At 57.4% G+C, this 21,062-nt stretch carries 13 protein-coding genes and 7 pseudogenes; 10 read left to right on the top strand and 10 right to left on the bottom strand.

Annotated elements, in window-relative coordinates; translation table 11 throughout:
- Positions 1-67 precede the first annotated feature (67 nt).
- From IVA98_RS09055 to IVA98_RS09050, 3 genes are all read right to left on the bottom strand, one after another.
- Positions 68-922: a DUF2156 domain-containing protein gene (locus IVA98_RS09055; RefSeq protein ID WP_247354746.1), complete on the bottom strand. Its 855-nt coding sequence runs from the start codon at positions 920-922 to the stop codon at positions 68-70.
- Positions 923-1,050: 128 nt separating this feature from the next.
- Positions 1,051-1,554, bottom strand: a complete 504-nt coding sequence (locus IVA98_RS37540) for an SET domain-containing protein-lysine N-methyltransferase (protein ID WP_524536359.1) — start codon at positions 1,552-1,554, stop codon at positions 1,051-1,053.
- A gap of 348 nt (positions 1,555-1,902) precedes the next feature.
- Positions 1,903-2,694, bottom strand: a complete 792-nt coding sequence (locus IVA98_RS09050; protein ID WP_247354692.1) for a hypothetical protein — start codon at positions 2,692-2,694, stop codon at positions 1,903-1,905.
- Positions 2,695-2,825: 131 nt separating this feature from the next.
- Between IVA98_RS09050 and IVA98_RS09045 the strand changes: the two are divergent.
- Positions 2,826-3,088 (top strand): annotated as a pseudogene (locus IVA98_RS09045) (transposase); the annotation flags it as partial.
- 242 nt (positions 3,089-3,330) lie between these two features.
- On the opposite strand, the pseudogene IVA98_RS09040 reads toward IVA98_RS09045, so the two are convergent.
- A pseudogene (locus IVA98_RS09040) lies at positions 3,331-4,376 on the bottom strand (IS110 family RNA-guided transposase).
- A gap of 67 nt (positions 4,377-4,443) precedes the next feature.
- Here IVA98_RS09040 and IVA98_RS09035 point away from each other — a divergent pair.
- Positions 4,444-4,884: pseudogene (locus tag IVA98_RS09035) on the top strand (IS3 family transposase); the annotation flags it as partial.
- Between the two features lie 46 nt (positions 4,885-4,930).
- Here IVA98_RS09035 and IVA98_RS09030 read toward each other — a convergent pair.
- Both IVA98_RS09030 and IVA98_RS09025 read right to left on the bottom strand, forming a co-directional pair.
- Positions 4,931-5,192: pseudogene (locus tag IVA98_RS09030) on the bottom strand (integrase core domain-containing protein); the annotation flags it as partial.
- 394 nt (positions 5,193-5,586) lie between these two features.
- Positions 5,587-6,963 carry an aspartate aminotransferase family protein gene (locus IVA98_RS09025; protein WP_247354691.1) on the bottom strand — a complete coding sequence of 459 codons (1,377 nt, stop codon included), beginning with the start codon at positions 6,961-6,963 and terminating at the stop codon, positions 5,587-5,589.
- Positions 6,964-7,521: 558 nt separating this feature from the next.
- On the opposite strand from IVA98_RS09025, the gene IVA98_RS09020 reads away from it, so the two are divergent.
- Positions 7,522-8,292, top strand: coding sequence for a CmcI family methyltransferase (locus IVA98_RS09020; RefSeq protein ID WP_247354690.1), 771 nt, complete (start codon positions 7,522-7,524; stop codon positions 8,290-8,292).
- Between the two features lie 509 nt (positions 8,293-8,801).
- On the opposite strand, the gene IVA98_RS37195 is transcribed toward IVA98_RS09020, so the two are convergent.
- Entirely contained in the window at positions 8,802-10,304 is a 1,503-nt protein-coding gene (locus tag IVA98_RS37195) for a hypothetical protein (RefSeq protein ID WP_247354753.1), read from the bottom strand.
- Positions 10,305-10,663: 359 nt separating this feature from the next.
- On the opposite strand from IVA98_RS37195, the gene IVA98_RS37190 reads away from it, so the two are divergent.
- Positions 10,664-10,969, top strand: coding sequence for a hypothetical protein (locus IVA98_RS37190; protein ID WP_346657699.1), 306 nt, complete (start codon positions 10,664-10,666; stop codon positions 10,967-10,969).
- Between the two features lie 9 nt (positions 10,970-10,978).
- On the opposite strand, the pseudogene IVA98_RS37185 reads toward IVA98_RS37190, so the two are convergent.
- Together IVA98_RS37185 and IVA98_RS09005 are read right to left on the bottom strand one after the other, a co-directional pair.
- Positions 10,979-11,218: pseudogene (locus IVA98_RS37185) on the bottom strand (AAA family ATPase); the annotation flags it as partial.
- Positions 11,219-11,247: 29 nt separating this feature from the next.
- Entirely contained in the window at positions 11,248-11,511 is a 264-nt protein-coding gene (locus IVA98_RS09005; protein ID WP_247354689.1) for a hypothetical protein, read from the bottom strand.
- Between the two features lie 127 nt (positions 11,512-11,638).
- Here IVA98_RS09005 and IVA98_RS09000 point away from each other — a divergent pair, with 127 nt between their 5' ends.
- Entirely contained in the window at positions 11,639-12,796 is a 1,158-nt protein-coding gene (locus tag IVA98_RS09000) for a hypothetical protein (protein ID WP_247354688.1), read from the top strand.
- Between the two features lie 127 nt (positions 12,797-12,923).
- On the top strand, positions 12,924-14,258 hold the full coding sequence (locus IVA98_RS08995) for a hypothetical protein (protein WP_247354687.1): 1,335 nt from the start codon (positions 12,924-12,926) through the stop codon (positions 14,256-14,258).
- On the opposite strand, the pseudogene IVA98_RS08990 reads toward IVA98_RS08995, so the two are convergent.
- A pseudogene (locus IVA98_RS08990) lies at positions 14,254-14,388 on the bottom strand (IS3 family transposase); the annotation flags it as partial. The gene IVA98_RS08995 and the pseudogene IVA98_RS08990 sit on opposite strands and share 5 nt — an antisense overlap.
- Before the next feature lie 268 nt (positions 14,389-14,656).
- Between IVA98_RS08990 and IVA98_RS37535 the strand changes: the two are divergent.
- The 4 genes and pseudogenes from IVA98_RS37535 to IVA98_RS08970 form a co-directional block, all read left to right on the top strand.
- A pseudogene (locus IVA98_RS37535) lies at positions 14,657-14,978 on the top strand (DDE-type integrase/transposase/recombinase); the annotation flags it as partial.
- Between the two features lie 970 nt (positions 14,979-15,948).
- A complete protein-coding gene (locus IVA98_RS08980; protein WP_247354685.1) occupies positions 15,949-16,497 on the top strand; it encodes a VOC family protein in 549 nt (182 codons plus the stop codon).
- Between the two features lie 108 nt (positions 16,498-16,605).
- Positions 16,606-17,874, top strand: a complete 1,269-nt coding sequence (locus IVA98_RS08975; protein ID WP_247354684.1) for an aminotransferase-like domain-containing protein — start codon at positions 16,606-16,608, stop codon at positions 17,872-17,874.
- A 371-nt stretch (positions 17,875-18,245) separates the two neighbouring features.
- Positions 18,246-21,062 (top strand): amino acid adenylation domain-containing protein (locus IVA98_RS08970; protein ID WP_247354683.1); only part of this gene is annotated, 2,817 nt, incomplete at its 3' end.

Below are 21,062 nucleotides of genomic sequence, written 5' to 3'. Positions count from 1 at the left end.
CGCCATCATAACGACGTGGCAGCTGCGTTGAGAACCGCGTCGCAAACGTTTGGTCTAACGCCCTGCCCTACGAAGCTACCATAAGACTGAACTTTTCTATCATTCCTGCGGGACGCCAGCTGAGTTTCGCTTGGCGCAAACCCGGAATACCAAGATCTTGCCCCCGATTAAGGAAAGTAGCTTCGGCTACAATCTCGCCTGCGAGTGCGTGAAGAAGGTATTCATAAGCGCCTTTGAACTCTCGTTCGGCTTTCTCGTGATGTTCCACAAACATTGAAGAGTTGAGCCGCTCGCCTATGGCGAAACCCACGAGCTTTTCGCCTAACTCTATCACCACTCCCTTTATTGGCAGCAAATCAAAGTGCTGTAGAGCGACTTTGACGGCGAAGGTCTCCTCTGCTGCCGATTCTCGGCCGGCCTCTTGTTCGCTTAGCCATCTCTCCTGAAGCTCAATGCAATGAGCCGCATCTCGCTGCCGTAGCGTTCGCACAGTCGGATTAAGACTAGCAAATCGCCTGACGAGATTTCTTTTGCCTTCGAACTTCTTGCCCTTCAACGTCATCAACTCGTCTACTTTGTAGTAGTAGTCACTATTGTCACGATCGAGTACGACGGACGCGCTTTGCGAAAGGTCGCGGGAAAGCGGAGATGGGATACGCTCCCATCGGTAGGCCCTGAGCCCAGGTAGCAGGTCAAGCATTATCTCTTCTGGATGCTCTCCTATCGGAGGAAAGAACCGCAACTCGCTGTCAGAGTCACGCATACACGACACCAGGAGGTGATCTCGATAGATACAAGCCTGATGGTGTTTTACGGCGGCCCAGCAGAAAATGTTAGCAAAAGTCATTTCGCAGCATTTGGGCGGAAATGCCGCAAAATATCGGTCGAAGATCGTCTTCTGAGACATCGATATCGGCTGCATCGCATCCAAGATACACTTCATAGGACCACGTTTCTTGCGAGTGCATTTCTGATGATCAGGATTTGATTGTACTTGCGTCCGTTACAAAGAGCATCGAGTTCGCTTCAAGGCGGTTTTCAATGCGTTTCTCACTTAGACGACTTCGTCCCACCCGCCTCCGACATTTGGATGAGGTGCAACAGCGCAAATTGGTCTATGCAACGTAAGTAGTTATGCTGCTTGGTCTCCATCAGATGTCTGTATCCAGCAATGTAGTTTGATTTCTCGCAGCATCGGCACATAAACGGCTCGGCGAGAGAATACTCCGAGCAATTGTAGTCTATCGTTATTTCGTCGCTCTCACTTGCGATCGCGTTGATGGCCTTCAGAAGGACCATCTCAGAAGCAACCTCGATGTAGACGTTTGGACGACAACTATGATTAATAAAGTCAATAAAGTCGCTACAAAGATGACGTTGACGATCGATTTGTATGGTTCTCTTGTTGGGCGTTTCTAGAACGGCTCCGCTGAGTCTTCCCACAACAGCACCGCTCGATATTGGTTTTCGCGAGAAAAGACCCAATCCATTGATCTTTGATGGCCCCACGAAGAGCGATGAACTGGTCTCATAAGCGAGGATATTCGTAGTCATTCTGCGAAGTTCTCCGTGGCTCCTGACAGACGGCACGACGCGGACAGATCCGGTCTTTATCGCCGCACCTTTTTTCAGCAACGGCCGAGAGCGTGGATCATCTAAAGTGCTCTGTTCTGCCCTAGCAAGTCATCAACTCTGGTAGTCAGTTTTGAACCCCGCTCTGCGATCCTGCGCGGACACACGATGATTGCGGATATCCCCGGGGGGCACGGCGGCAGCAGTCGATCCGCTTCGCGGAGCTGTCCGGGTGACGGTAAAGATCCACTCGCCTTGCACGATTACGCGGAGCGGCTCGACTCTCCGAGTACTCCGGCCGTCCATCGACTGGCGAGCTCCGCATCAGGACTAAGTAGCGGCAAGTTGTGTCGGTGGAAACGGCGGGGTCAAAATGAGTGCGTTTCTATTGTGACAATCAAACTCGTTCCTCAACTCCTCTCCGGTTCGCCAAATCAGCCAGTATTCGTAGTCCACAATCTCGCCCTCCACCTCCACCAGTATCGATACGTCTGCTTCGTGGTGAGGACATGCGTACTGGGCGACTAGGCCCTTATCGAGTGCCCATCGCTCTACAAGCGCGCACAAGAAGTCAGGAGCCCACATTGCAAAAGACAGGCCGTGTGTCATTCTTGCTATGATCGCGGACATTCCTTGTCCTCTAAATTCTTTTCGGATCCAATAGTCGCCATGGTAGGCGACCGTCCCCGTTATTGTCTTTGCGCTTGGAGCTCTGCAAGTGCATCGGTCAGAACGATTGGCACGTACGGTTGGATCCGCATAGAACGCCTTTAAAGATTGAAAATGTTCTGCAAGATTACTGTTTGAAAGATCATAAAGTCGTTGCGCGGCCAAAATGGCGACAGCGTTCTCTTTGTCAACTCCCATGATCCAATAGCCCTCGCCTGGGTTGATTGGCGAGAGATCTGGCCTGAAATTTGGTTCGATCGGCTCCTTCGTTGGAGTCGCGCGAGTGATCCGAGTGTATTCGTCGAAATCGAATCCTATTCGTAACTTTATGCCTTTTTCAGCGAGGATGTCGTCATGAATTTGGAGGGCGCGAGAGACGCGCAACGAATCCATCAAGCACTTCATTGCTACAGTTCCTAGTTTAATGACTGCATCCTGGTCGTACTTCCACATGTTGATACAGCACAATCAATGGATCGATATACTACCCTCTTTGGTAGTGGAAACGTTGGATTGCTGTTGACCTGCCACTGAGTATTTCCTCCGGATGGAGTTAGAGCCCGGCCCCGCAGAAGGACGGACAGATGAAGCGAGCAAGTTTTTCGGAAGAGCAGCTTATCGCGGTGTTGAAGGAGCATGAGGCTGGTGCGAAGACGGCCGACCTCGCTCGCAAGCATGAGATTTCGGAGGCGACGATCTACAATTGGATGCCAAATTCCGCGGCATGGATGTCTCCGAGGCCAAGCGGCGGAAGGCGCTGGAGGAGGAGAACGCGAAGCTGAAGAAGCTTCTAGCCGAGCAGATGCTCGATGCGGCCGCCCTTCGCGAGCTTCTTTCAAAGAATGTATGGTCCGCCCCGTCCGTGCAAGGGTTCCTAACAGCAAAATGACGCTTCCAGTTGCATAAATGTATCTGGCCTCTCGCGAGTGGACTGCTGTTGCCGCCAGGCAGGCCATGATGAGATCCACGCACCCCGTTCCCAATAAATTGTTCGAGGACGAAGCCCGCTTTTTTGCACAGGGCTTACGGCATGTTGATCCACCATTTCGTCATCACTGTTCCCGAGCCTTGCAATCGAAGCCAGAAGCGTCAGGTGAAAGCAGGATCTCTGCGTTCGTGGAGAGCTCCGGGCTTGTTCAGGACCACCCAGACAATGGGGGCCATCTTGGCGGCTAGAGCGACAACGGCCTTGTTCGGATGCATCCGAACCTGGAGCCCGTCGAGCCAGCTTCCAGGCGATCGCGCGTCCGGTCCAGATGCCGGAAGCAGGATCGCGCGCCATGCACTAGAAGCTTTCTCACATAACGGTTGCCGCGTTTGCTGACGCCAAGCAACGTCTGTTTGCCGCCGGTCGCGTATTGCCTGGGCACTAACCCCAGCCAGGCAGCAAGGTCGCGGGCCTTGCAAAACTGCCGCCCATCACCGATCGCGGCAAGTACAGCGGTCGCACCCAATGCGCCGATACCGGGGATTGTCATCAGCCGGCGTGTGACGTCTCTCGATCGGCGACCGCTTCGAGCTCCTTTGTTACTTCGGGGATCCGTTCTCGAGGCGGCGGAGATCGGCGAAGAGATCCCACCAGGCGACGCATCACTGGTGGCAAATCGTTTCCTTCGTCATTCAAGGCGCGCGGCAACTCGAGTTTGAATATTCCGACACCGTGACACAAAGGTACGCCGTACTCGAGGCAGAGAGCCCGCATCTGATTGATCAGGCGTGTCCTCGAGCCGACCATCTGCTCACGGATCGATGCCGCGTTTGAAGATCGACTTGGTCCTCCTCCTTCACGGCGACGAAGCGCATTGTCGGTCGCGTCGCGGCCTCAGCGATCGCCTCGGCGTCGATGATATCGTTCTTGTTTGACTTCACGTAGGGCTTCACGAATTGCGCGGGGATCAGGCGCACCTTGTGACCAAGTGCCTGTATCGTCCGGGCGAGCCACTGTGAACCGGCGCAGGATTCCATGCCGACTATGCTTGGTTGTGCGCGAGCAAAGAACTGAAGAAGGGTGTCCCGTCGAAAGCAACGTTCTGAACAGGTGCGCCGTCGCAGCTCAGGCCAGAGACCTGGAACAGGTTCTTGCCAATGTCGATTCCATAGACAGCCGCAGGTCGCGGCAAATTGCGATGGGCCATGATACTCTCCTCTTTTGATCTGACCTTCCTATGATGAGAGAGGAGGACCGGGCAGGCCATCCCATTAATGGTAGGGCCCGCCGCTAAGCGCGCTGCGGTCGCACATCTGTAGGCCGTCATTAGCCTGTCGGAACGGCGGGCCGACTCGATCGTGAGCGCGGATCGGAAGATGATCCGCTATCGTTCCAGCCGCCCTCCAGAGGCAGAGCTGCGAGGCCGGCTGCGAGATCTCGCCAACAAGCGGCGGCGTTTCGGCTACCGCCGGCTGTTCGTCCTGCTGCGGCGGGAGGGCGAGCCGTCGGGCATCAACCGGATCTTCCGGCTTTATCGCGAGGAGGGACTCGCCGCCCGTAAGCGACGGGCTCGGCGTAAGGCTGTGGGGACCCGGGCCCCGATCCTGGGGGAGGCCAGGCCCAACGCGCGCTGGTCGCTGGACCTTGTCCACGACCAGTTCGCTAACGGCCGGCGCTTCCGCATCCTCAACATTGTCGACGACGTCACGCGCCAAGACCGCGAACGGGATCGCCGACTACAATCTCCGACGACCTGACTCAACGGGCGTCATCGAGATCGAAGAACAGGGTCTCGTTGAGCAGCTCATCGCGCATTCGGCCATTGAAACTCTCGATGAAGCCGTTTTGTACCGGCTTGCCGGGCGCGTTGAAGTGCCAGTCGATGACGGCATCTTTGCACCAGGCGAGCATGGCATTGCAGGTGAACTCGGTGCCATGGTCGGATACGATCATTCCTGGCTTGCCACGTCGGTTCGACGATTGTCGTGAGTTCGCGGGCCACCCGCCGCCCCGAGATCGACGTCTATTGAAATACCTAACCCCCGCAGCCTATGCCGGCCACCTCACCGCAACGGACGATCGGCTACGCAACACCCCGACCAGCTCCGCCGATCGTCCGTTGCTCCACCCACGCTACTTGGTGCTGCTATCGTTCGCCGTCCCCGCGGGCAGACTTGCTTTAGCCAACTGGTTGGGAAGCGATCTTCTTCGGAGTTTCAAAGCCGCCTCCCATCTTCTGGTGGGAATTCCCTCACGGGCATAGATCTCCAAGAGGTGTTCTGCCGAGAGTATGCTCGAAGGGTTCGACGGGTCCACCATTGATGCGAGCGCGACTTTATCCAAACACGAAGCATACATACAACAACTGGCTACTCGTAAGGCTCGTGATATCTCAGGCCTGTAAGCCGGACCAATTATTAGTTGGCAAAAACGGCCTTGACCGCATTAGCTGTGTTCTCGATGATGATATCAGCCTCGTCCCTTGTTAAGCACAATGGAGGGGCGAGCCCAAGAATATCGCCTTGTGGCAAGGCCCGGCCGATGACGCCACGCTCGAGTAGGGCGGCGGCTACCTGCTGACCAACTTTCTTGCTTGGATCGAAGAAGGCGCGGTCATCCTTGTCCTCAACAAATTCCACCGCCGCCATCAGCCCGTCCCCGCGTACCTCTCCGACGTTTGCGTGACCGTCGAGCACTTCAGTTAGTGCAGTGCGGAGATAGGCGCCGGTATCACGAGCATTAGCGATCAAGTTCATCTCATCGATCAGCTCGAGATTCGCGATGCCAGCCGCCGCGCAGATCGGATGGGCGGAACAGGTCCAGCCATGACCGATCATGCCGAGTTGATCGGAGCCTCGTATGAGCACTTGCCAAATCTTATCAGAGACGATGACGCCTGACAGAGGCGCGTACGCGGAGGTGAGGCCTTTCGAGATCGTCACTAGGTCCGGCCTAATGCCGTAGTGCTCGGAGCCAAACATGGTCCCAAGGCGGCCGAAGCCCGTGATGACTTCGTCCGCGATGAGTAGAATGTCATACTTCTCTAGTACCGATTGCACCTTTTTCCAGTAGCCAGTGGGTGGCGGAACGATACCACCGGCGCCTAAAATCGGCTCTCCGATGAATGCCGCGACTGTATCGGGCCCCTCGGCCAAGATCATGTCTTCGAGCTTGTCGGCGCATTCTTGGGCGAACTGCTCCTCGCTCATGGCGCGGTCGGCGCGGCGGAAATAGCATGGTGCCTCGGTGTGCAGAATTGGCGCGCGCGGTAGATCAAAGGCGGTGTGGTACAGTTCAAGCCCGGTCATCGAGCCCGTCATCACGCTTGAACCGTGATAGCCGCGCCAGCGCGAGATAATCTTTTTCTTCTCCGGTCGGCCAAGCACGTTGTTGTAATACCATGTCAGCTTGATATTTGTCTCGTTCGCATCAGAGCCAGATAGGCCGAAATAGACCCGACTCATGCCTACCGGCGCACGGTCTATGATCATTTTAGATAGCCTGATGGGGGCTTCCGTGCCGTTCCCGATATAAGCATGATAGTAGGCGAGTTCCTTCGCTTGTTTTGCGATCGCCTCGGCTATCTTCTGACGGCCGTATCCGACGTTCACGCAAAAAAGGCCCGCGAAGGCGTCGAGACTGGTTCGGCCGGACGTATCAGTGATGTAGACACCATCTCCTCTGCTCATCACGCGTGTTGGCATTTCACCTCGCGCATGCGCTCCAGCATACGTCGCAGGATGGAAGAAGTGATCGCGGTCCCAAGGGTTGAGTTCGTTAGAGCTGTCCAACATTTGCTGCTTAAGTCCCGTGTTGCTTGTCAGAGTGCATCGAGGTAACGATTTTGGCTGGCAGCCGTCTTCCAGTGGAGAGGGCCGGCTCGCTGCTTCGAATGGAAGTGGAGCCGGAGATTGTGCCCCAGCTTGCATCGACATACGATCATAGCAAAGCCCGTTGTGACGTGAACCTACGAGGCTTAGTAGTTAGCTCGATCAGCGGTCCGACCCGGCTCCTCGTCACATTTGTTCAAGAGCTGACCTTAGAAGTCACATCACGCTTCTCCGTCATACGGTTCATTGGTGAATCCGCAATTGTTGGAGGGAGGAATGCAGGGCCGGACAATGGCGCCACACGCCCTTGGCCAGTCGGTTCTTCGGCGAACTCGCACCATCTATGTCCAATTTGATAAGCTCTGATGTCGCGAACTCGACAAGCGCCACGTTCATTCCAGCGGACATGCTGCTGCGAGCTGCGTGCTCAGGTCCTGTCATGCAAGCGAGCATCATTCAGCGATTGGCACGGCGGTTGCTGGAGGAGCGAGGGGCCACTAGGGTCAGTGCGGAGATGGAGCCATGAAACTCGCTTCCGGATACAAAGCGTTTTGGGAACTCGCCCACAAGGACTACCCAGAAGAAATGAAGGTGGGCGGGCTTCTTGATCAGTGGGGACTGATTGATGCGATGAGAAGCATCGCAAATGCTGACTATTCGGACCGCTTTGCAAAGCAATCAGGTCGCGGATCGAGATCATCTATAGACCCTTGGAGTTTTCCCAAGCGCTCTACAAAAGTCGGAGCCTTAGCGCTGACCTACAAGGGCTTAATATTGATCAAAACCCCATTTGATTTGGCCCTATATACGAGGCTTATTTGGGAACTTCAGCCGAGGACCATTATAGAACTCGGCTCATTTCAGGGAGGTAGCGGACTGTGGTTTGCTGACCAAATGTCAGTTCTTTGTGAGCACCCAGGCCAAGTACACTCCTTTGACTTGAATATCAAACGTATCCATGAAAATGCAAAACATCCACTACTTACCTTCCATCAGGTTGATCTTTCGCTCGTCGAGACTTTGGACAAGAGCCTCCTGATCAAGTTACCTCATCCTTGGCTCGTGATTGACGACGCCCACGTGCAAGTATTTTCGGTATTTTCTTATCTGGGGGACTTTCTAGTCTCGGGAGATTATTACGTAATCGAAGATGTTCCCATAGAGGCAAATAAAGAGGTTATTGACGGCTTGCAATTGATGGAGCAATCAGGATTTCTGGTCGACACTTACTACACCGACGCATTTGGCACTAATCTTACTTGTGCTCCAAATGCTTGGCTTCGAAAATCGTAAAGGTGGAAGTAGAGGTGCTGCACATTGTCGACTTCCCGACACTAAAGCGGCCGAGAGATCCGGATGGCGCTCTCAAGCGGACTCCGCGATGGATTACCGTTCAAATCAACAGCTTAGCAAGTTTTGGGAAGTCGCCTGTTCCGATCAGTTATGCAGCGAGCCTGGGAATTTTCTGTTCTACCAATCGCAACAATCGTGTGTTGCGTGTCCCCGCAACCAACGATTCTTGCGAAAGCAAGGCACCAAGACCCCCGGCTTCCGAAAGGACGTCGAGTTTTCTGTTCGCGGCGAACCGTAAGAACGCAGCTAGGTCGCCGCGCAGCACAATCGCCAGCTCAGCCTCGTCGGGCACGAACGTTGCCTGATCGACCAGCGTCCGGAACAGTCCCGCTCCTAGATGAGAGTGAGAGCGCTTGATATCCCTGCGAATCGAAACGTTCTGTGGCGAAACCTGGCGAGGTTCTCGGGAGCTCAACGAGAGGCCGCGAAGGGCGCGTTAGTCACCCGGATTATCTCAGTTTGGACTCCAGATTGAGGCTGACGGCATCGCAGGCGCAGCGCAGCGATATCGGCTTGTGGCGGGGCGTCACAAACAGCCAGCTTTCGCAGCGCTCACATCTGAAGCATTCGAGCAGCTCTCGAAAAGCGTTAGCGACAGGCGCGAAGTCGCGCTTGCCGAAATTCTCCCATTCGTTGTAGTGCACGGCCTTGTTGATGGCCCATTGCTCCACCGAGGATGCCGCGTTCGACGCGGAGAGCTTGAACTTGAGCGCGGTCGCTTCGGCCTTGCCTTTGTCATTTCCCCAGGACTGCGCGGCGTCGGCGGCCTTTCCGCAGATCGTCTTGAATCGCGCAAGCACCGGCGGAAGGAGGTCGTTCAGTTCATAACCGCCATCGCCGCGAAACACCACGGCGGCGCCAAGCTGGTCGGCCAGGTGCCTGGAGACATATTCGAGGTGGCGCCGCAGGGCCGCGGCAGCCACGCCGACCTTGTTCTTGTCGAGCGCCGTCTTGATCTCGTCCCAGACCTCGACGTTCGATTCCACGAGCGGACCTGTATCGATGGTCCAGCTGTGAAAGCGGAGTGAGGTCTTGCCGGTAACGAGACCGGCGGACTTCATCTGCTCCGCCCAGGTGCGGTCGTGGGTGGTGATGATGAACTGCGTGTCCTTGAAATGCGTCTTCAGCAGCTTGCAGAACTGATAGCGATGGCCAGTATCGACGGACATCACGACATCGTCCAGCAGAGCGAAGGTGAATTGATTGCCGAACAGGCGCTTCATCAGGGCGAGATAAAGGCACACGCCCATACTGTCCTGATGCCCTTCGCTGTGAAAGGCACCCGGAGGATAAAGGCCGCGTTCGTAAAAATTGACGTCGAAATCGAGCTTGCCGGCGCTGGGCGAGAGCTTGGCGGTAAACTCACCCTCGTCATCTTCATTGATGAGTCGATAAAAGGTGCTGAAATCCTGCTGCACGTCGTCGTACAGAGCTTCCAGCTCGGCATCCATGACCTCGCAATAGGTCGTGTAGGCGCAGGTCGCGGCCGCGACAGCGAGGTCGGCGGCTTTGTCGGCGCGCATGTTCTCACGGAAATCGGCGAGCCTGATTTGCGCGGTAGCGAGAAAGGTCTGAGCGTCGACAGTGGCCGTCTGGTCCGGCAGATCGGCGACCATGTTTTCGAAGGCTGCGACTGCCTCATCGAATCCCTCCGGCACCGCATGCCATCCGCTCGCCAGGCGTTCGCTGATGCCGCGAAGCCCATCGAGTGAGCGGAAGTTGCCTTGCAGGCTGCCGAGCTCCGTGGTCCACTGATCGATCGCCGCGACGAGTGCCTCATCCCCAAGCGCCTCGGCAAGCCTGCGGATCGTCGCGAGTTGCGAGAGCCAACCCGACAGCGTGCGGTCGAGGATGTTGGCGTTGGCGAAGAGATCCCTTTGCAGGCGCTGCGCTTCGTTAGATTTCTCGAGCTTGATCGCGAGGTGATCGCGCAGATGTCGTTCGCTCTCCACGGGCTATCGCAGAGGGGGCAGTGCGGACCGTCGATTAGTTCGATGCCTTGCTCAACCAGCGTCCGTCGCCGGAGCGAGGCAAGCAGCGCCGGATCATCCGCCAGAGTAGTCATGGTCGCGAGCAGGGCGGCGACCTCGTCCTTGGCGAGCTCGGGAAGCTGCTTGCGAGCCCCGGCCATCGCAGCAAGGTCGCGCAGGGCCGATTGCTTGTTGAACGCTGACGCAGACGAGCTCGAGGTGAGCCCGGCGTCGAGCCTGGTGTCCGGCGTCAACTGATCGAGCAAGGGTAGGCCGAGAAGCTTGCGGCGCGCGTTGGCGGCCGCGAGCAGATCATCGATCTTGACGCTCGGGATCTGCATATGGGTCAGCAAACTGCTGCGTGCCGTCTGAAACTGGGCCTCGGCCGTTCGCTTCAGGGCATTGACACGGTTTTGTGCGCTATTGAGCACGGTCCGCCTCTCGCCGATCTCCTCAAGCTTGAGGATGGCTTGAACCTCCTCGGCCCGCCGCGATGGCTCGACCAGAATGAAGCGCAGGATGTCACGCCGGGACAGTGCAATTTCGGGATGGTCGGCAAGCTGCTCGAAGGCCGCCTTGATGTCAGGGTCGGCCGGTTCGATCTTGGGCTTTTTTGGTGCCGAGACCTTGCGGGTGATCGTCGCTGATCTCTTGAGGGCCGTGAAATAGACCTTGAGCGTGACGAGTGCTGCGTCAGGAAAGCGGACGCGATCGACATGCGGGCCGTGCTCGGCGATCGACAGCGACTTGGTGCCCGTGCCGGTCAGGCGGCTGATGCGGCCGGTCAGTCCGAATTCGATAGCGTCGATAACGCCGCTTTTGCCGGACCCGTTGGGGCCGGAGATGGAGAACGTCTTCTGATCGAAAGCGATGTCGAGGTTGCGGATGCCGCGCATCTCCTCAATATGCGCGTGCTCAAGGCGTATCACGTGAAGTCGCTCCCGGCCGGCGCGGCAAAGACCTTCACGAGCTCATCGACCTTGATCTTTTTGCCCGAGGCGAACAGCTCCTCAAGCTGCGCGATTTTCCCGGCATCCACGTCCTCCGATTGGCGCAGCTTCTCGAAATATTTGGATGCGATAGTCGCCTGCAGCGTCGGCACGTGGAAGTTCCCTTGCAGCCCGGTGATGGCGGTCGGCCCTTTTAGCGGGACGTTCGCTGAACTTCCAGCAGAATTGCTGCGCGGCAACGAAAGCGGGCGGGCACCCGCTGGGGTGATTTAAGGGTTGCATAACCGCCGCCCACGCGTTGTGAGCGATGTCCGGCTGGTGTAGGCACCGGGTCAGATCTGCGGTTCCGGAGAGAGCAAAGCTGACATGGCAAGAAGAGCGGTGATCTCGCCCGGTGTCCTGAAAGGGTATCTTCTCGAGGAGGTCGTCGCCTCGCTCATCAGGAACGCAGGCTATCGCCTTCTCACGCGGCCGGAGGATGACCCGCACGACCTCTCTCTCATGAGCAATGGGCTCCAGGTGCGCGGACGCGGCGGGTTCCATCAGGCGGACGTCTTGGGCGAGTTGACATGGGCGCCGGCGTTCGGAAATCCCATTCGTCTCTTCATCGAGGCGAAATGGAGAGGGCAGGGACGGGCGAGGGTGGGTATCCCCGAGGCGCGGCACGCCGTCGGCATCCTTCAGGATGTCAACCAGGTTCTGGTGACGGTGCAGGCGCGGCCGGCCGGAACCGCTCCAGGTCTAACAAACGAGGACGTCACCAATAGCGGGCGAGGATTCTGTTACAGCTATCGGTATGCGCTGTGTTCAACATCGGGCTTTTCGCCTGGGGCGCAAGCCTATGCCCTGGCCCACCAGGTGGCGCTGCTCGATCTGTCTCATCAGGAATACGACGAGTTGCGATCGGCGATCGACACGGTGGGCGACGATCTGCATGATTATATTGAAAGTACGGAACGCACCGCCAGCGCGTCGGCGCCGCCGCGAGGCCGGCTTGTCAGACGGATTCGCGCCACGCTGAGACGTGAGCTATGGGGTCTATCGCAGGCGGACGCTGAGGGCGGCCTGTTGCCGATACTCCAGCCACTGCTCGAAGCCGCCTGGAATATCGGCGAACTCTTCGTTGGTGTATCGGCAACCGGCTTTGTCATTCTCCTCAAGGCCGATCACCGCGAACGAATGATTCGCCATATGCAAGCGCCGGCCGATCCGTGGACCAGCATTCACTATCAGCTCGACGAGAATGGCGCATCCAATTGGCGTCTCACCGTTTCGAGCACAGACGGCAGCATCGAGCCCTGCCGACTATTCTTCGCTTTGCCTGATGCGATGCTCCGCGTCCTGGATGAACAGGCCGAGAGTAGCCGGCGCCGCGCGGCCGCTCTTAATCTGAAAGCGCAGCATTTTTCACGGATCACGGTCTACAGAATAACCGATGAGAAGAGTCTGATCTGCTCGCTCCGACTAGATGAGGGGTCGTTGGTGGAGGCACGCCGGCGTCTCGAGGGCCACACACCAAGGTAGACAATGATATGCTATCGTAAAAGTCCGATTGTCACTTGCGCTCGGACCCGTATCAGGCGGACTTTGTCAAAGCCTCGAATCGCCGCTGAGGCAGCCAATTTGACATTTCCAATCCCCTTCTGGAACCATGTCGCAGCCGTATAGTCAGGGTCCGCGCCTTTCTGAGCCGAGTGGCGATCCTTGCGCAAAGGCCGCCGCGTCCCTGCGCGGCTATGCTTATCAGCTCTATGCGAGCGGCCTCGCATGGCTGGATGTCGGTCCAAGCCAAGAGCTCTGGCTCGAGGTGGCGCAGGACTACGCGGTCGCGGCCGAGGAGGCGCTTCGTGCCGTGCAAGTCAAGGACACATCGGCCAGCATCACGATCAATTCGGAGGCGGTGCGCGATGCGCTGGACGGGTTCGTCGATCTGGTCGAGCGCAACCCGGATCGACAGGTCTACCTTCAGTTCCTGTCGACCTGTGCGATAGGTCGAGAACAGAAGCTCGAACACCGAGCTGGCGGCGAGGCAACGCTCCATTATTGGCGGCGGGCCGCGGCTGGAGCCGATGTGTCTCCCCTCCGGGCGATACTGGACAACATAGCGCTATCTGACCGAGCGCGAAACTTCATCGCGACCCGAGATGATACGACATTACGCGATGAGTTCCTGCGCCGCATCCAGTGGAGCTGCGGCAGGCAGCCCCTCGAAGGAGTGAAGCGCGAGCTCGAAGAGGGATTGCTTCATTATCACGTTGAGCATTTTCATGCGCCCGCCCAACGTGAGCGGCTCGCCGATGCCGTCGTACAGCGGATACTGTTGACGATTGCCGAAGGCGGACGGCGGCGCCTGGACGGACGCGAACTCCTGACCCTCGTAACAGACACAGCGAGCGTGCTGGTCCCGCGAACCGGCTTCGAGGCGATGATGAACCGCCTTACGCAAGAGGAGAGCATGGGGGAGCCGACCGCGCCCCCGAGCCTTCTCGAGCGGGAGTCGGAGTTGCCATTCCCGCCGGTGTTGGCCGCACGTGTCGAAGTGACAACCGATCTGCGGCAGCGCGTCCTGCGACATGGCGTGACCTTCGTGACCGGTGCGACCGGCACCGGTAAAACAACGGTCGCCCGTCTCATGGCCCGCCTGGAGGATACGCCTTGGTGCATTCTCGACCTTCGCGAGAGTACGGCTGAACAAATCACCAGTCGATTGAATGCGGCGCTGAGCGAACTCGTGGGGTCCGATTGGCGCGGCCTCATCCTCGATGATCTCAACGAGATCGAAGACCCGGCCGTTCGGCGGAGCTTAGTGCGTTTTCTTGCGGCACTGCGTCGACACGACATGCTGTGCCTCATCACGGCTTACCGCCCGCCTTCGAGCCGAGCCTTCTCTGACCTCGGGCTGGATCAGGGTGCACAGCTGTCCGTCCCTGATATGTCGCTTATCGAAATCGCAGCAATGGTGTCAGAGGCTGTCCTCATTGCTTGAGCGACCGCCACAGCCGCTCGATGAAGACGTTGTCCATCCAACGACCGCGGCCATCCATGGAGATCTTGATCCCTGCGCCCGCCAACGCGCCGGGTGAAGGCGCACTGGTGAACTGACTGCCCTGGTCGGAGATCGAGAAGCTGCACGCCAAGATCGGACAACTGACAGTCGAGCGCGATTTTTTAGCACGGAGGTCCGGAAGATGAGCACGCCGGACCGTCGAGGAATGCTCGATCGCGCCGACCCAGGCGCTGTCGATCCGCCGGCAATGCATGTTGCTTGGCATCGCGCGCTCTGGGGTCTACCGGCCGCCACGGCCGGCCAACGACAACGGCCTTGCCCTGATGCAGCGGATCGACGAGCTGTTCACCGCCTGGCCGTTCCTGGGCTCGCGGCGAATGACCACTATGCTGAAGGCTGAGGGGCTTCAGGTCAATCGCAAACGCGTGCAGCGCCTGATGCGCAAGATGGGCATCGCGGCGCTGGGACCGAAGCCGAACACGACGAAGCCGGCGCCGGGACCGGCCAAACCAGGTGTGGGCGGCCGACATCACGTATTTGCCCATCGGCCGTGGCTTTCTCTATCTCGTCGCCGTCATCGACTGGGCGAGCCGTGCGGTTCTGGCGTGGCGGTTGTCGAACACGATGGACGTCTCGTTCTGCGTGGCGGCTCTGGAAGAGGCGCTGGCGACGTACGGCACGCCGGAGATTTTCAACACGATCGTCATATTGCGCAGCAGATAGGGATAGATCTTGTGGCCTCGCGTTCGCGCACGTCCTCGCTCTCCCGCCGGACACCCGCGTCAAAAGCTCGGGCCGCCTGGTCCAGCAGTTGCTTCTTCCAGGCATAGATCTGGTTCGCGTGAACCTCATGGCGCTGGCCAGATCGGCCACCGTCGCCTGCTCCCGCACGGCTTCCAGCGCGATCTTTGCCTTCAACGCCGCGTCGATCTTCCGTCGTGTCTTTTCGTCATCATGCCCTCCGTCTATCAAACGGAGCGGCCCTTTTCCAACTAAGCCTCTGGTCCTAAAATCGGGGTCCATTTCAATCATGGTTGCGGGAACACGTTCCAACGGCACCAGAGGTGATCTCTTCACTGACGGTCCGTGTCGTTGTGATGAGCCGTGTCCGGTTGAAGACGTGCATGTAGGACGTCCGACAGTAAGGCTGGCGCGTAGCCCGCCGCCTCAGTGCGAAGCACGAGGTTTTTGCCATTCTTTAAGCAACACTCGCACCACCCCTTTTGCGGCACACTGATTGCTAGGGACGCGGGGCAGAGCCGTTGGTTGCTGCGGATTTTGGAGGGCGGCAGCGACGCCCGCCAAGTCCGGATGTAATGTAGGTTTTGCGATGAGCCGGATGAGGCGGTCCGACAGTCGACCTTCTGCCCCGCGCGGTCTCGAAAGACCGCGCTGGTCGGCTGCCTTCATTTCACTGGTTAGTACATGTGCTCTTTACTTATGCTGGAGTCGCCGGAATTCCGAGAAGCCCTAAGGCTACGAGAAGAGCTCAAAGCGAAGCTCCTTCGCGCTCAATTAGATGTGGCCAGGTATAAGGCTGAGTTGTCGGAACTCGAGCAAAGGACGGTGAGGGATCTTGATCTTAGAACGGAACTGATCTGTTGGTAGCAGCGTCGTTCGCGATGGGTCGCTTCGCTGTTCGAATTCTGCGAGTGAGAGCGAGGATGTTATGCCCAAGACCACCGATGGTAAGGCCAAACAGGGGGCCGTTATAGATGGCAACCGAACAAGCGCGAGTTCGCTGTCACAATTTCGCGGGATCGATCATATTGCGATTGCTGTGCTCGACCTTGAAGCCTCTATTGAGTTCTTTCGGGACGTGCTGGGCTTTGAATTGAAATGCCGGTTTCACATCAAGGGTCGAGCGACCGGCATGCTATCTGCCGAGCTTGAGACCCGAGGAATCAGGTTTGTTCTGTGCCAGGGCACTGAACCGACGTCTCAGGTCTCAGAGCTCGTGCGCCATCACGGCGTTGGAGTTGCTCATATCGCTCTTGAGGTCGATGACGTCGATGCTGCTGTAGAGGCTCTAAAATCTCGTGGCTTGGGATTCGATACGAGTGTGATTCGAGGTCCTGGATTGACGCAGGCCTTCTCAAGTCGGTCCATTGAAACGGGGCTTAGCTTCGAAATCATTCATCGAGGCGGAGAGACTGGCTTTCTCGAATCGAATGTCCAGCAGCTTTTCGACCAACTTGAGCAGTCTGGAAAATATTGAGCAATAGGACGTGTACACCTCGATGAGTCATGTCGGACACCGGTGTGATTTTATCCTTCCACGCTTTTCCAAGACTCCAGGATGAATGTCAGGTCGCAAAAATCAGTAATGAACTTCCTGAACGAAGTCTCCAGTCTGTTTCCGTCAGCTGTCTCGCTAGCGTCAGGCAGACCGAGTGACCGGTTCTTCGATAGGCTCAATCCCCAGGTTTTGTTGAACGCGGTGAACGTGTATCAAAACGATTCAGTTGGTGGTCACGGGGGCGCCCACGGATGGGCTCACTTGCTGCAGTATGGACGAACGGCCGGCATCATCAACGAGCTCGTTGCGCAACAGGTGCAATGCGATGAGGGGGTTCCGGCGAGCGCGGACCGCGTACTGATCACCTCAGGATGCCAGGAAGCAGTCGCCCTCTGCCTGCCGGCGCTCTGTCCGGAGCCGTCGGATGTGCTGCTGGTCTGCAATCCCACCTATATCGGTGCGATCGGTGCAGCCAAGGCTACAGGAGTCGCTGCCGCGGCGTTGTCCAATTCAGAACCTTGCCTTGCTGACGCGATCGAGCTCGCCGTGCTGCAATTGCGCCAGAAAAGTCAACAGGCCCGGGCAATATATCTTATCCCCGATTTTGACAATCCGACCGGACGTGTTCTCGATGCAGACGAGCGACGCAACATCCTCCAAGTGTGCGCCAGACACCGGCTCGTCGTTTTAGAGGACAACGCATATGGGCTGTTTCGGTATGACGGCGATCCGGTACCCCCGATGGCCGCTTTGGATGAGGTCGGAAGTGTTATTTACCTTTCCACATTCTCGAAGACAATAAGCCCAGCTCTTCGCGTCGGAGCTGCAAGCCTGCCCGACACGATGTTTGGAGACGCTGCTGCTCGTCGGTCGCTTTGGGAAGATCTGGTCCGGCGCAAGAGCTTCGTTACCGTCAATACGAGCCAAATTGCCCAAGCGATCGTCGCGGGGCTCTTGATTCAAAACGGAGGACGTTTAGGCGATTGGATACGACCGGCTCTGGATTGGTACCGTGAAAATCGCGACATTATGTTGTGTGAGCTGGACAGTGTATTTTCGCCTTTCTCTGATCAAATTCGGTGGAGCCGTCCCTCCGGTGGCTTCTTTCTAACTCTTGATCTTCCTTTCAGATTTGGCGCGGACTGCGCAGACGAGTGTGCAAGGCGTGACCATGTCATCGTTACGCCGTTGAGCTTCTTCGCGTTGGATAACTCTCAAGACTGCAGGATACGATTAGCTTTTAGCGCGGTTACTCCCGAGCAAATCCGAACCAGTGTGACAGGTTTGGGTCACTATGTAGCGCGGCGCCTGGAGCAGAAATTGCTGAGGCTGCGCGACGGAGGGGCCCGGGGGTGAAGATAGTCGATCGCTTTCCTTTGGTGGACGCCAGCCGCGCACTTATGGCGGTATTCAGACGCAGCACCAGACGCTCGATCGGGTTACGCGCCACAGTACGTAAATAGTCAATTGGCGCGAGATCCTGAGTCCCGGGGGGATTGTTCTGAAGTGATCGACCGCGTGACCGTTGAAGACAAGTTTGCCTCGTTCGCGGCTCGCGCATTGCTTGTTATGGACACGGGGCACGTTAGGAGGGATCTGTGCCAGTCTCATCGAGTTGCGAAATAGGCGATTGTGATAGACAGCAATCTGCAGCCCCATCAACCTCGTCTAGCGTCTTTGTTGGCAGTGGGACGCTAGCTATCAGGTGCGCTCAGCTAGCAATGGAGATGGGCCATGTCATCCGAGGGGTGCTGTGTGCCGATGTCATATTCGGCGATTGGGCTGCACGCGCCAATATCTTGCGCGCAGCGAGTGTTGAAGAGCTCTCCGCCTTACTGAATGCCGAATCGGTCGAGTTGATTTTTCTTGTCGGCAATCCATTCAAATTGCCAGTGGATGTGTTTCGTCGTGTCCACAAAGGCGCCTTCAACTACCACGACGGCCCGCTGCCACGATATGCAGGAACTCATGCCACGTCCTGGGCGCTGCTGGCGCAAGAGGTCGAGTACGCAATTAGCTGGCATCGGATCGATCATGGTGTGAATACCGATGACCTGGTGATTGAACGTCAGGTATCGATCGCGCCCAACGATACTGCGCTAACTCTCAACCGTAAATGTGATCAAGCCGCCATCGTGGGCTTCCGCGAGCTCTTAACTGGCTTGGCGAACGGAGAGCTCAGTGTTCGTCCTCAGGCGGTAGTGGAGAGAAGCGATTTTCCGAGGTCTCGACCACCAGATGCCGCAGGCTGCATGCGGTGGAATCGTGCTGCGGAAAATTTGTCAGCGATGATGCGAGCCTTAGACTTTGGGCCGTATCATTCAAATCCGCTATGTCTGTCCAAGGCTCTGGTAGGCGACGACGTTGTCGTAGTTAGGAGCTTGGAGGTGTCGGCTCGACGCACGGGTTGTCCGGCAGGTACGTTAGTCGAAATCCACCCCAGCCACTGGCGTGTGGCAACAGATACGGAGGATGTTGATGTCTCGTTTGGCAGCGCGGATGGTAACGCGTTGGACGCGCGTGTGCTTGCGAGGGATTTCGATCTGGATGTGGGGGATTGTCTGCCAGTTTTAGGCGATGATCAGGCGCGGAGCATAACTGTCGCCCACGAAATGTTGGCGCCTCAAGAGCGTTTTTGGCGACAGCGGTTTGAGCGGTTCAAGACATTGCAGTTTCCTTTTTTGTCGTCTCGAGAAGCTGGAGCTCGCTCTAAATGGCAGTCGAGCTCGTGGTTCGTTCCAAGTGGTTTGGCCGAGCTGTCGCCGACCGATCGTGCGGAATACCTGATAAGCGCGTGGCTCATCTATCTCGCCCGCGTCACCGGCCAATCAGAGCTTCAGTTGGGATGGACTCCCGCACCGAAAAGTTCGCGAGCCGGGTTGAAGATCATAGACGCGCTTGTCGCTTCTGTCGTGCCAATGGAAATTACCATTGACCTCGGTCATGGTTTTGCTGCGGTGCGCAAAGTGGTGGCGGCCGAGTGCGCTCAGCTGAGGGAGTACGATAGCTTTGCGCGGGATCTTATCGCACGTTGTCCGTCGCTGGGGGGTATTGAGCTGCTACGATCGCGCAGACCATGGCCGATTGGCATCACGGTTGTGGCAAATAGCTGTTCTGCTACCGGTGTTAGCCTGAGTTCAGAGGCAATCCTATCCGGTGATTTATTGACGTTTGAGGTTTGTGCTCTAGACGGGCGCTTTCGATTGCACTTTGATGCAAGTCGCTTGGTGGCCGACCAGATCGACCGCATCACGCAGCATCTGCAAAGCCTTTTGTTTGAGGTGGCTGCCGATGCGCATCGGCCGGTGCAACGGATTGGACTGTTGCCGTTCGACGAACGGGTGTACTTGCTAGAGGAGCTGAACCGGACGGCGACGGCCTATCCGTCGGATCGGTGCATCCACGAGCTGTTCGAGGCACAGGTAGCCAAGGCGGCGGACGCGGTGGCGGTGGTCCATGAGGACGAGCGCTTGAGCTATGGCGAGCTCAATGCGCGGGCGAACCGGCTGGCGCATCATCTGATCGGGCTCGGGGTGAAGCCGGACCAGCCTGTGGCGATCTGCCTTGAGCGCGGCGTGGCGATGGTGGTGGGGCTGCTTGCAATCCTCAAGGCGGGTGGCGCCTATCTGCCGTTGGATCCGGCCTATCCGTGCGCACGGCTCAAGCAGGTTCTTGAGGATGCGCAGCCGCAACTGTTGCTGGCCGATGCTGCGGGACGATCCGCGCTGGGCGCCGATGCGCTGGCCGATCTGACGGTGGTCGATCTCGAGACGGCGACATCGGCCTGGGCGAAGCTGCCGGCCTCGGATCCCGACCCGCGTGCGCTTGGCCTGACCTCGCGCCATCTCGCCTATGTGATCTACACCTCGGGATCTACCGGCACTCCAAAGGGCGTCATGGTCGAGCATCGAAGCTTGGTCAACCACACGATTTGGCAGGCGGATAAATTCCATTTCACTACCCACGACGTTTTCTTGCAGCGAACCTCCCCCGCGTTTGATGCCGCCGTATGGGAGCTATGGACAGCCTTGTCGATTGGGGCGCGTTCAATTCTTCTTCCTCGCGACCTGCAATTAGATGTTCGAAAACTTTTAGAGCTACTGGATAAGTATGGTGTCACTGTTCTGCAATTGGTCCCGTCGCTTCTTGCAGCATTGCTTGCGCTTACCGACGTTGAGCAAAAGTATATCGGTTCTTTGCGTTTCACATTCTGTGGTGGAGAGCTTCTTAGAAAAGAATTAGCGAGCAGATGGTTGCAATTGACATCTCAGCCGCTTGTCAATCTCTATGGACCAACTGAGGCGACGATTGACGCGGCTGCTTGGCATTATTCCGCTGGATTTAATAGGTCAGTTGTCCCGATCGGCCGACCGATTGCGAACACGCGGATTTATCTGCTGGACGGTCATGGCGAACTTGTTCCGTTTGGGGCGATCGGAGAGCTTTACATTGGCGGGGCGGGGGTCGCGCGTGGCTATCTGAACCGGCCCGAACTGACGGCGGAGAGGTTCTTGGCCGATCCGTTCAGTGGTGAGGTCGGCGCA

The organism is Bradyrhizobium sp. 160 (assembly GCF_023073735.1).
Classification (GTDB): Bacteria; Pseudomonadota; Alphaproteobacteria; order Rhizobiales; family Xanthobacteraceae; genus Bradyrhizobium.
This window is presented reverse-complemented; position numbering and strand designations above follow the sequence as displayed.

Bases quoted from the DNA above. Each gene is read 5' to 3' on its own strand.
- IVA98_RS09055 (WP_247354746.1), bottom strand. From the start codon at position 922: ATGCAGCCGATATCGATGTCTCAGAAGACGATCTTCGACCGATATTTT.
- IVA98_RS37540 (WP_524536359.1), bottom strand. From the start codon at position 1,554: ATGACTACGAATATCCTCGCTTATGAGACCAGTTCATCGCTCTTCGTG.
- IVA98_RS09050 (WP_247354692.1), bottom strand. From the start codon at position 2,694: ATGTGGAAGTACGACCAGGATGCAGTCATTAAACTAGGAACTGTAGCA.
- IVA98_RS09025 (WP_247354691.1), bottom strand. From the start codon at position 6,963: ATGTTGGACAGCTCTAACGAACTCAACCCTTGGGACCGCGATCACTTC.
- IVA98_RS09020 (WP_247354690.1), top strand. From the start codon at position 7,522: ATGAAACTCGCTTCCGGATACAAAGCGTTTTGGGAACTCGCCCACAAG.
- IVA98_RS37190 (WP_346657699.1), top strand. From the start codon at position 10,664: ATGGGTCAGCAAACTGCTGCGTGCCGTCTGAAACTGGGCCTCGGCCGT.
- IVA98_RS09000 (WP_247354688.1), top strand. From the start codon at position 11,639: ATGGCAAGAAGAGCGGTGATCTCGCCCGGTGTCCTGAAAGGGTATCTT.
- IVA98_RS08995 (WP_247354687.1), top strand. From the start codon at position 12,924: ATGTCGCAGCCGTATAGTCAGGGTCCGCGCCTTTCTGAGCCGAGTGGC.
- IVA98_RS08980 (WP_247354685.1), top strand. From the start codon at position 15,949: ATGCCCAAGACCACCGATGGTAAGGCCAAACAGGGGGCCGTTATAGAT.
- IVA98_RS08975 (WP_247354684.1), top strand. From the start codon at position 16,606: ATGAACTTCCTGAACGAAGTCTCCAGTCTGTTTCCGTCAGCTGTCTCG.